This window comes from Hominisplanchenecus sp. (assembly GCF_046967715.1).
Taxonomy (GTDB): domain Bacteria; phylum Bacillota; class Clostridia; order Lachnospirales; family Lachnospiraceae; genus Hominisplanchenecus; species Hominisplanchenecus faecis.
Window position 1 is genome coordinate 26994 of record NZ_JBKVNQ010000007.1, and the last position, 11150, is coordinate 38143.

General features: G+C 45.6%; 5 protein-coding genes. All 5 read right to left on the reverse strand.

Annotated features, from left to right (window positions below; genetic code table 11):
- Window positions 1-55: 55 nt before the first annotated feature.
- The 5 genes from ACLTL4_RS01935 to ACLTL4_RS01955 all read right to left on the reverse strand — a co-directional run bounded on the left by ACLTL4_RS01935 (window position 56) and on the right by ACLTL4_RS01955 (window position 10950).
- Window positions 56-313, reverse strand: coding sequence for a hypothetical protein (locus ACLTL4_RS01935; RefSeq protein WP_248835222.1), 258 nt, complete (start codon window positions 311-313; stop codon window positions 56-58).
- Between the two features lie 298 nt (window positions 314-611).
- Entirely contained in the window at window positions 612-6602 is a 5991-nt protein-coding gene (locus ACLTL4_RS01940; RefSeq protein ID WP_412320175.1) for a glycoside hydrolase family 2 TIM barrel-domain containing protein, read from the reverse strand.
- Window positions 6603-6697: 95 nt separating this feature from the next.
- Window positions 6698-7522: a response regulator gene (locus tag ACLTL4_RS01945; RefSeq protein WP_022118525.1), complete on the reverse strand. Its 825-nt coding sequence runs from the start codon at window positions 7520-7522 to the stop codon at window positions 6698-6700.
- The gene (locus ACLTL4_RS01950) at window positions 7500-9377 is read right to left on the reverse strand and encodes a sensor histidine kinase (protein WP_022118524.1); all 1878 of its coding nucleotides are present in this window, start codon (window positions 9375-9377) and stop codon (window positions 7500-7502) included. The genes ACLTL4_RS01945 and ACLTL4_RS01950 overlap by 23 nt, the downstream gene beginning before the upstream one ends.
- Complete coding sequence (locus ACLTL4_RS01955; RefSeq protein WP_412320179.1) at window positions 9349-10950, reverse strand: peptide ABC transporter substrate-binding protein; 1602 nt, start codon at window positions 10948-10950, stop codon at window positions 9349-9351. The genes ACLTL4_RS01950 and ACLTL4_RS01955 overlap by 29 nt, the downstream gene beginning before the upstream one ends.
- Window positions 10951-11150 lie beyond the last annotated feature (200 nt).

Consider the following 11150-nt stretch of genomic DNA (forward strand, 5'->3'; position numbering starts at 1 on the left):
CCGGATTATATACCCTGTTTTACCTTCTTCCTCTGAAAAATGCACCTTAATTGATTCACGCATCAAAATCTGCTTCAAACACACCTTCCGGTGTCCGCATGGTCAGAATTCCGAGGTTAAAATCCTCATCCTGGATCGTGATGTGGTATTCAAACACCACATCCTCCTCAAATTTTGACAGAAGCAGATAGGTTCCGTTCTCCTTTCCGTCAATCTGGTCGCAGATGTCATTGTATACCTCTTCTCCGGAAATCGCTCTCGGATATCCGGAGGCTTTGATTTTCTGCTCAATGGCTTCATACAGTTCGTTCATATGCTCTTCCTCTCTTTCTATATTGGATGCCACGTAAAGCGGACATTCACAATCCGCTTCGCTACTTGCCGAGTAAGTGGTCGCTGTGACAATTGTACCATCTTTCCATCTCATATGGTACTGTCATTTTTGTCCTTCTTCGTAAGAGTCTCTATGCAGCTTGATGATAATCAATCACTGCGATTTCCTGCATTTTATTCATCTCTATAAAGAGAGACACCGTGACGGAAACTTTACCGTCACGGTGCCTCTCTCTTTTATGACCAGTATTCTATGGAACACCTCATAATTTTATTTCTTATTTTGTGCGTACTTTCTTTTTTGCACTGTAAGCGGTGTAAACTTTCTCGTTATCCACTACTTTGTATGCTTTGACTCTTACATAGTACGTTTTCTTTGCGGAAAGTCTCTTGATCGTTTTTGCTTTTTTGGAAGCGGAAACGGTAACGGTCTTTTTGCCTTTGAAGTTTGCTTTCTTAGCGTACTCGATCACGTATCCGTCTGCTCCTTCTACGCTCTTCCAGTTGACTTTCACAGACTTCTTAACACCTTTGACAGCTTTTACTTTCACTTTCTTAGCTGCAAATTCTGTCTTAGTCAGCTGGCTCTCCAGACGTTTCTGCATTGCCTGCACTTCTTCTAACTGTTTCTGTGCTTCGGCTCTCTTTTCTTCTGCCTCTTTCTGGGCTTTCGCAAGGATCTCTTCTGCTTTCTTCTGTGCTTCTTCGGCTGCTTTCGCTGCGGCTTCTGCATTTGCCTGAGCTGCTTTCGCTGCATCCGCACTTGCCTTTGCAGCACCTGCGGCTGCCTCTGCAAGGCCTTTCTGTGCACTTACGGAGTCTTTGGCTGCTTCTGCTGCTTTTGCTGCGGTCTCAGCATCCTTTTTTGCATTTTCAGCTGTTGTTTTGGCTGCCTCCGCGGCTGTTTTTGCTGCTTCTGCATCGTTTGCATAATTCTTTGCTGCATCCTCTGCTTCTTTTGCGGCTTTCTGTGCTGCCTCTGCTTTTGCCTGGGCTGCTTCGGAAGCGGTCTGTGCTTTCTTTGCCTCTTCTTCTGCAGTTTCTGCTGCTTTCTGTGCAACTTCTGCTTTCGCCTGAGCTGCTTCTGCTGCTGCTTTGTCAACATCGGCTGCTGCCTTTGCTTCTTCTGCGGCTTTCTTTGCTTCTTCTGCGGCTGCTTTTACTTCTTCTGCTTTTGCCTTGGCTGCTTCTGCATCTGCTTTTGCTGCTTCGGCTGCTTTTGCTGCGGTCTCGGCATCGTTCTTTGCTGCGACTGCCTGGTTTTTGATCTCTTCCAGTTCTCCTGCTACAGAACTTGCTTCAAAACCTGCCTTGCTTTCTTCCATCTTGTCCGTATCGGAAGTAACCGGAACAATGCGGAATCTCTCTGCATAAGTGTTGTAGCTTCCATCTGCATTCTGCTTGGTTGTCGGATAGAATCCTTCCAGCGGTATATGGTTAAAGAATCCTGTATTGCTGACTCCTCGCTGGATCGCATCCAGGCACAGATAAGTCTGCTCATCCATCGGAACTTCTGTGGAATGACGAATGGTCTGGTTGTTATACGGATAATCGGTCCAGCTAACCGGATTGATATTTTCTGCTTTTACATGAAGTGCAGAAGATTCTACCGTTCCGTCTGCGGCAACTAAAATACCATTTCCGTCATTATCGGTCAGTGATGTCCATCTGACATCGGTGTGGTTTCCGTTTTCCTGTGGTTTCACATATTTGCTTACAAACTGATCTGTTACGGTACTCCTGTATACACCGACATCGGTTGCCGTCTTTCGATCAATGTAGTTTTCTTCCGGACCTCTTCCGAAGTATTCCAGATTTTCGTATCCTGCTGCAACAGTCATGCGGACACCGACTTTCGGCAGTGCCTGTGCTCCGGCGGTACCCGGTGCAAAGTTGCTTCTCGGTGTAAAGGCAGAGCGGACTACGATTTCTCCATCTCCGTAAATATCATAGAGTAAGGTCTGTTCTGCATCAACCGTAAGTTTTACGTTTAATGCTACACGGATGTGCTTTCCATTCTCATCCTGTGTGATAACCGGACTGTCCACCAGTTCCATGTTGTCATCGGTATTTCGCAGATTGCGGTTGTATGCAACCGGTGTGTCGTTATAGTTCTGTGCTCTCCAGAAGCTCGGTACCGGACCTTTTTCCAGAACGACTTTGCCGTCCACCGTGTAATCTGAAAGAATACCGGTTGTCTTATCCATTTTCAGTGCGTAGGATTTTCCGTCTTTTGTAACACCTTCGATGCTCATTGTATTACCGTCATCTTCTGCTTTGGTAAACTCAGACATGTCATCGTAATCCAGTACTTTTGTCTCCTTGTATTCCGGAGTCAGGTCAAACTGCTCATGTGCCACTACATTGTCGTATTTGGTGAGCGTTGCATCCCAATCCGGTTTTACTTTATTCTGCACGGAGAACTCCAGCATGTAAGTATCGCCGGTCTGCGGTTTTACTTTCGGCAGATCGATCGTGATCACTTCTTCTCCAAAGGTTTCTCCATCCATACCCGGTGTATTTAAGGAGATGGTCTTTGTTGCGATCTCTTCATCGTCTTTTTTCAGGCTCCAGATGATATTGTAATTCTCAAGGGTGCTGTTTTCCAGTTCATTTACGACTTTTACTTTGATCGTTCCATCGGTTACTTTCGCATCTTCGTTTTCAAGATAGAAGTTCACCTGCTGATGATCGTAACGCATCTGTACGGCTTTTGCGGACGGTGTGTGGTCTGCAAACAGAACACCGTTTGCACAGAATGCATCTGCATTGGAGCTCGCATCCATCCAGTCTCCACCGTAAGCCCAGAATGTCTTTCCGTCTTCTCTTGTGGTTGCAAGTGACTGGTCTGCCCAATCCCAGATAAATCCGCCCTGAACATTGGAGTATGTGCGGTTCAGTTTCCAGAATTCATTGAAACTTCCGAAAGACTGTCCCATTGCATGTGCATATTCCTGCTCAAAATAAGGCAGTTTGTAGTTTGTGTTTTTCGCGTAGCTTTCTACGTTCTTTGCTTCCGGATACTGTGTACTGTGAACATCCACAATATTCTTGCTTCTGGTTTCCATGCCCCATGGATCAGCTCCTGCATCCTTCTGATAACGATGATAATAACCATCGGATTCACGTTCGTACATACGCAGTCTGCTCGGATCACGGTTCAGAACTGCCATTGCTGCTGCCCAGAAGCAGTAAGTATTGTCTAATGGGCATCTTGTGTAAGTTGCTTCGTTTCCATAAGACCATCCGATGATGGATGCATGGTTTTTCAGAAGCTCCAGCATATTCATGTTTCGATCTAGAACCGGAGTTACCCAGCGGCTGTCCCCTCCAGGGATCGGCACTTTATGATCGCCATATGCTCCGTAGTGTGATTCTACGTTTGCTTCTGCATAAACATAAATACCAAGTTCATCTGCCAGATCATATAAAATCTTTGCATTTGGATAATGTGAAGTACGGACTGCATTGACATTGTACTGTTTCATCAGTTTCAGATCATCGATGATCTCCTGATTTGTCACGGCACTGCCATTTTCCAGGCTGGCATCGTGACGGTTGACACCGCGGAAGATAATCTTCTGTCCTGTGATCTGCATCTGTTCCTGTTCTGCATCGTTGATGTTTACTTTATAGATCTCGCGGAAACCGACATGTTCTGCTTCTGCTTCGATCACTTTTCCGGTGCTGTCTTTTAATTCCAGCGTTACCATGTACAGGTTCGGTGTATCCGGGAACCATTTCTTCGGATTCTTAACTTCGATCGTTGCTGTTTTGCGATCACCTAAGTTTACTTTTTTCTCGCCGTCTGCATCTGCTGCATTCGGATCGGATGCACCGGTCACACCCTGAAGTGCTTTCAGCTTATCATAAGAAATCGTATCCTGACCGATCAGCTTTCCGTCCATGTCTTTCAGTTTGACATCTACGGTGTAGCCGCTGGTATCTTCTTTGTCTGTCAGATTGCGGACATCAACATCCACGTTCATCGTAACATCGCTGTTTTTGTCTGTGCGGTCTGCAAAGCTTGTCTGTACAAAGAAATCACGAAGCTCTGCACGGCTGTCTTTGGAATACAGATAAATGTCACGCATGATACCGCTCAGCTGAATGAAATCCTGATTTTCCAGATAACTTCCGATGCCCCAGCGATATACTTTCAATGCGATCGTATTCTTTCCATTCTTGTTCAGATACGGTGTGATATTGAAATCATGCGCCGTAAAGCTGTCTGCTGTATAACCAACCTGTTTTCCGTTGATGAACAGATAATAAGCAGATCTTACGGACTGCAGTGACAGAAATACTTTACGTCCGTCCCAGTTTTCCGGAAGTTCAAACTCAGTACGGTAATATCCTACCGGATTATAGTGCGTCGGTGCCTGAGGATCATCATACTCGATGGTATTTCCCTGTGCACTGCCCCACGGATAGATACTGTTTGTATAGATTGCTTCATCAAAATATTTAAAGGTCTTATCTGCGTTTCGATAAGTCTGCCATGCATGCGGTACAAATTCTTTCTGGAAATCTGCTTTTGCTTCCTCCGGAAGTGTTTCTTCCAGATAACCTTTTGCGTCCGCTGCATCTGCTTTTTCCGGATTTTCTATCAGTGCAAAATCCCATTCTTTCTGCGTCAGCAGTTTATAGTAAGTACTTGCCGTCTCATTCTGGTCATCCAGTGCACTCTTCTCGCTGTTAAATGCAGTGTCTGCATCCTGATACGGAACAAAATCTGCATGAGAAGGCTCTCTGTTTACTTCTGCAGTAGAAATATCTTTGTACCATTCTTTTCCGGTAAATACCGGTGCTTCATCGGTAACGTAAACACGGATCGTGTTGGAAGTATATTCTTTTCCGCCTGTTGTAAGATAACTCGTAATATCCGTATAGCCCGGTTTCAGAGCTTTGATCTGATTGCCTTCCAGAGAAGCCACTTCCGGATGGCTGCTTACGGTGCGGATACCGCTGCTGATCGCTGCTCCGGATGCGTCTTTTGCAACCACTGCAAAATTCGTTGTTTTTCCGGTCTGCAGATAGCCTGCAGAAACTTCCAAGCTGATGGTCGCTTTCAGCTCATTCATGACCCACAGGGATGTCTTTGCACTTTCTTCTTTCATCTGGATCAGCTGCCAGTTTGCATCGTTTACGGTTGCAACATATTTTCCGGATGCTTTGTTCTGGATCCGGTAATTTCCGCTTGTCTCATCTTTGATGATCTTCCACTTCTGTGTATCCTCGCCTGTGTTTTTTGCCATGGAAGGATAAGAATCCAGATCTCCTCCCTGGATCACAAGTGATACATTGTTGCGTGGATGCCAGTATACATAACCGTCCCCGGCTTCCGTAAATACCCACATACGTGTCTGATTCAGTGCTGTATTCCACAGGTACAGGTTGTTTCCTTCGTTTACATTGTCTGCTCCAGGCTCGATCAGATAACCGGCAAATTCTACGTTATCAATGCGATAAACGCCCGGCCATTCTTTTGATGTCTCCAGAACGGTCAGCTCTGTGTTGACTTCTGTGCCCTCAAATGTTGCTTTGATCGTTGCTGTTCCGACTTTTTTTGCGATAACGGTATTTCCGGAAACTTCTGCGATATCCGGATTCTCACTGGTGATCACGGCTTTGCTTCCATCCAGCTCTTCGCCGTCTGCGTCAAATCCGGTCACAGCTGCGGTTGTGCTCTCACCGGTTCTTATGGTACTGCTGCCAAGAGAGAGTTTCACTTCCGGCTCTACCTTTGCAAGTCTCCATGCCTGTGCCGTATCGGACATACTTACCTGTGCATGGCGGTTTGCAGAAGTACTTGCATAACGGGAACCATTTTTCAGATAATACTGATCTTCTGTTCCTGCCACTTTCTCGATCGTCCATTTCTGGTTTGCTGATGCGGCATTCTTTCTCTGAAGGCTGACAACTGAAGTATCTGCCTGCATGACAAGCTCTGCATCCTGCTTGTTGTACCAGTAATAGCTTCCGTCCTCTGCCTGCTCAAAATAGAACATCTCACAGTCTGCCGGAGCAGTTGATCCCTGTTCCCACAGCCAGAGCGTATTACCCTCGGATGCCTGGTCCGCTCCCGGAGCCATTCGCTGCGTGGCATCTTCCGTGTGATAAATACGGTAGATTCCTTTCAATCCGTCCGCTGCTCTGCCGGTCTGTGCTTTTGCGACTGTTCCGAAGCTTCCGATGGAAGTCAGAACCATTGCCATGACAAGAACCATGGACAAAACAAAACGAACACTTCTGGTTACATTTTTCATTTTACTTTCCTCCTTTTCCGGGATTTTTTCCCTTTTGAAAAAAGTATAGGAAAGCAAGTGTTCCAGAAGTGTTCCTTTTTGAAGTGTTTACTGTTTTAATTACTGTAATTTGACATTACAATCCCGGCCTGACGTTCCAGAACCGGAAGAAAGGCCTCGCTCCAGGAATACTGTGCCATAAATTCATCTGAAAATTTTTCCGCTGCATGGATCTGCCCTTCCATCAGTTCATAATAATCACAGGAAACGCCCTTTGTCTCCAGATACATTCGTCCACGCTCGCTGTGAAGCATCCAGAGAAGTCCATGATCCCGCAGTGTATTTTTCAGGTTCATCACTGCTTTTCGGAAACGTCCTTTCACCTGTTCACTGAACGGTTCTTCTTCCCATAACAGATCCACGGCAAATTCCATTTCCACAATGCCGCCCCGTCTCGCCACAAGAAGTGCAAGCAGTTCTTTTGCTTTTCTGCTGCTAAAATCAATCGCATGACCGTTTAAAAACAGATCAAATCTGCCAAACGTGTGGATTTCCAGCTGCATTTCATCTTTTTGTTCCGTTCTTACCAGCCTTCTTGCTTTATCCAGTGCACGGTCCACCTCTTCCTGTCCAAACGGCTTCAGCAGATAATCGCAGGCATCCAGCTGATAGGCATCAAATGCGTACTGGTCATATGCTGTGACAAACGCTGCCTGAAGATCCGGTTTTTCTTTGTGCATCTGATCCAGCAGTTCCAGTCCCGTGATCCCCGGCATCCTGATATCACAAAATGCAAAATCCACCGGATGCCCGGCAACGTACTGCAATGCCTGCTTTGGGTTTACAAATTTTCCGCAAATTTCAATATCTTTGTGTTTTTCACATAAATAGCTTAATTCTTCCAGGATCAATGGTTCATCATCTATCAGAATAATTTTCATCTTCTGTCTCCTCCCATGGAATATGTATTGTCTGCCTGCACCCTTCTCCTTTTCTGCTCTCAATCTCAAGATCCGCATTTAGAAATTCTTTCAGACGCAGCTTCAGATTTCTTATGGCAATCCCGTCCGCATCTTTCAGTTTTTCGGTGTCAAATCCTGCCCCGTCATCCAGGATCTGAACACAGATTTCTCCGTTTTTTCGAAAACTTCGGATCTGTACGGTGCCGCCCTCCATCTTCTGGCAGATTCCGTGACATACCGCATTTTCTACCAGCGGCTGGATCGTCAGCGGCGGTATCTGGAACTTTTCTTCCTGAAGATCCCACTGAACCTGAAGACGCTCCCCAAAACGCATCTTTTCAATGTGCAGATACCGCTCGATCGTCTTACATTCTTCCCGAAACAGAATCATCTCTGCAGATTCCAGTGCATTCATATTTCCCCGCAAAAATACGGCAAAATCGTAGACCGCCTGTTCTGCCTCTTTCGGACGCGTCCGGCAGAGCACTTTGATCGACATCAGGGCATTCTGCAAAAAATGCGGTTTGATCTGATGCAGTGCAAGCTCCAGCCGGGCTTCCTGGAGCTTCTGCTCAATCTTCGCCGCCTCCAGTGCCCTCTGCTGAATTTTATTCATACGCCAGCGGTCAATGACATTGACACTCAGATCAAAAGCGATCACTCCGACAAGCATGAAAATACCTCCACTATAAGGAAGCATGCCGATATGTGCAAAATCTGACAATACGATCCCAGTATACAAAAGCAATATGCCTATTTCCCAGATCATATCTTCTCCGGATATTTCTTCTTTTTTGCGATACCCTGCAAAGCGGATCAGCAGTACCAGCCAGACACCCACGTCCATGGTCAGTTTCCATGATAAAATCCCTTCAAAAGCTGCAAGGCTCATCACAATGACACCGGTGATCAGAATCCCTTCCCGAATTCCGAAATCTTTTTTCTGCCGGTCTTTTTTATAACCGTTTTTCAGAAGAAATTCCCAGACCAGACTTTCCATCACGCATACAGAAAACAGAATCAGATCATAATATTTCAAAGTCCCGCCTATGACTGCCGAAAACGCTGCATCGGAATAGATCATACGGATGGCCAATAAGAACAGCACCAGAAAAACACTTCTGCTGTAACCGCTGTCCGGCGTGATCTTCAGCTGCAATAAATAAGAACATAAAAACAACATATGCATGCCAAGCAACAGGATCATCCAGGTATGATAACGGTCATACTGTTCACTCCACACGCTTTCCTCCTGGATCCGCGGTGTAAAAGACAACCCCGGAAGCAGATATCCCGCTGTTTCTATGATCAGATCACATTCCGAAGACTGAAGCGTAATGGTCGTCCTGATCGATGTATCCCTGCTGACTTTCAGTGCGTCCGGATTGGAAGAAACTACTCCGCTTTTTTCAATACATTTTCCATTCAGATAAATCCGATAAGCCGCCGGCATACCTTTCAGGCTCACAGAAACGTCAAACTGCGGCGGACAGTTTTTCAGTTTTACACGGTAACTTCCCCAGTTGAACATCCCTGCATTTTTTCGGGGCATATAAGAAGGCACCCTGACAAACTTCCCGAAAACCTGCTCTTCATCCAGCTCCGTAGCAATGAATTTCTGTTCAAAAAACTCCCATTCTCCGCACAGATCGACTGCTTTTCCGCTTTGCAGTCCAAACTGTTTGAAATCTGCTTCTCCCTTACAGACCACCTGTTTCTGCGGCATCATGAGAACGGTCAGCATTGCTGCAGTACATACAGCAAACACCGCAGCAAGAAAAAGAAACCTTCGATTTTTTTCTGTTCTATTTAAAATCCGCATATAAAAACTCATATCCTCCACCTGCAAGATTCATGCTTGTCTCAAAACCGGTCAGATTCCGGTTCAGTAACAGGCTTTCTTTTCGAAGCTGCAGTGGGATCATCGGCACATCTTCCATCAGTGCTTTCTCCGCTTTATATAAGGTACTAAGTCTGATCTGTTCATCCGTCTGCCTCTCGGCATCTCTTAAACATTTCTGCACCGTATCACTTTGATTTCCCTCTTCTCCATAGGTATAATCGTAATTCCAGCTCTGCAGATACGCCATCATATCTGCATATTCTGCGATAACGCCCGTGAGCGTAACCGTGCCGTTGTCTTTCTCTGCCCAGAATGCATCTCCGGTTGCCGTTTCCAGTTCCACCGAGATTCCAAGTTTTTTCTCCCACTGGCGTTTGATTTCCGTTCCTTCCTGTATGCTCCATGGATCATCATTGACCAGCAACCTGATGTTTACATCTTCCGCTCCGGAAATATTCATTTTTTTGAGTGCTTCGCCGAGCTTTTCTTCTGCAAGCTTCTGATTTCCGTATTTTGTACATGGCAGATCCTGATAATTCTCTGTGTAAGTTTTCAAAATTCCGAGGCCGTTTTCCGGAACATAACGTGCATTCGGCACAAGAAAATCACTGTCCATATTTTCTTTGTATTCTACCCGGTTCAGTGCATAATTTAACGCCTGGCGAAATTCCCTGCACTGCAAAGGTCCTTCGGTCTGCAGATCCAGATAAAGACTTTCACAAATCCCGGTCATCACTTTTTTCTGAATTCCGGCACTGTATTTTTCCGCTCCTTTTAACGGGATCGGCATCACATCGACCTCTCCTTTTACAAATCTTTCGTATGCTTCATCGGATGACTCCAGACACACGGCTTCCACTTTATCCAGTTTGATATTGTCCCGCTCCCAGTAATAGGGATTCTTTTTCATACCTACCAGATCTTCACTCCACGTTTCCAGGGTAAACGGTCCGTTGCAGTCTTCCGGCCGCAATATTTCTGCTGCATCTTCTCTTATCGGTGCAAAACTTCGAAGTGCCAGAAGCTGCAAAAACTGAACCTGCGGATGCTCCAGTTCGATCTGAAGCGTTTTCTCATCCAGCACCGTCACGCCCAATTCTTCGATTTTCTTTTTTCCCTGATAAATATCTTCTGCATTTTTTATGATCGCTGCATAAGAATTAAAATTCTCCGGCTCCATCAGCCTTTGAAAAGCCCGAAGAAAATCGCCTGCCGTGACAGGCATACCGTCACTGTAACAGGCATCATCCCGCAGATAAAACGTATAAACCTTCTGATTCTCCGAAATTTCATAGCGATCCGCCATGCCATACTGAAGTTCATACTGATAGATCCGCATCAGCCCCTCCAGCAGATAACAGGCAATCGTCTGCTCCGCACTGCTTTTTAATTTCAGATGATTGATCCCGTCCCCCGAAAACCTGCTGTAATTGACATATCGCATGACCTTCTCCTGATTGTCGGATTTTTTCATTACATTTTCCGTTTCTTTCTGCCGTGCACATCCCCCGATCAGCAAAATCATCATAAAAAGCAGAAAAAATCGTCCCAAAAACTTTTTCATAGCCACTTTCCCTTCTCCCGATATTGTTAATACCATGATATAATATTTTTTCTCTTTTTTCAATCTGTCAGAGCAGATGGAATATTGCATCCCACAGCCTGCAAAAGTGAACATCATCTCACATCTGATCTGAAGAATGCCGGACAAAAGACAAAAAGACAGATGCACCATGACGGCAGCAATTCCGTCACGTGCTCTGT

Coding starts and splice junctions, on each gene's coding strand:
- ACLTL4_RS01955 (WP_412320179.1), bottom strand. CDS start 10,950: ATGAAAAAGTTTTTGGGACGATTTTTTCTGCTTTTTATGATGATTTTG.
- ACLTL4_RS01950 (WP_022118524.1), bottom strand. CDS start 9,377: ATGAGTTTTTATATGCGGATTTTAAATAGAACAGAAAAAAATCGAAGG.
- ACLTL4_RS01935 (WP_248835222.1), bottom strand. CDS start 313: ATGAACGAACTGTATGAAGCCATTGAGCAGAAAATCAAAGCCTCCGGA.
- ACLTL4_RS01940 (WP_412320175.1), bottom strand. CDS start 6,602: ATGAAAAATGTAACCAGAAGTGTTCGTTTTGTTTTGTCCATGGTTCTT.
- ACLTL4_RS01945 (WP_022118525.1), bottom strand. CDS start 7,522: ATGAAAATTATTCTGATAGATGATGAACCATTGATCCTGGAAGAATTA.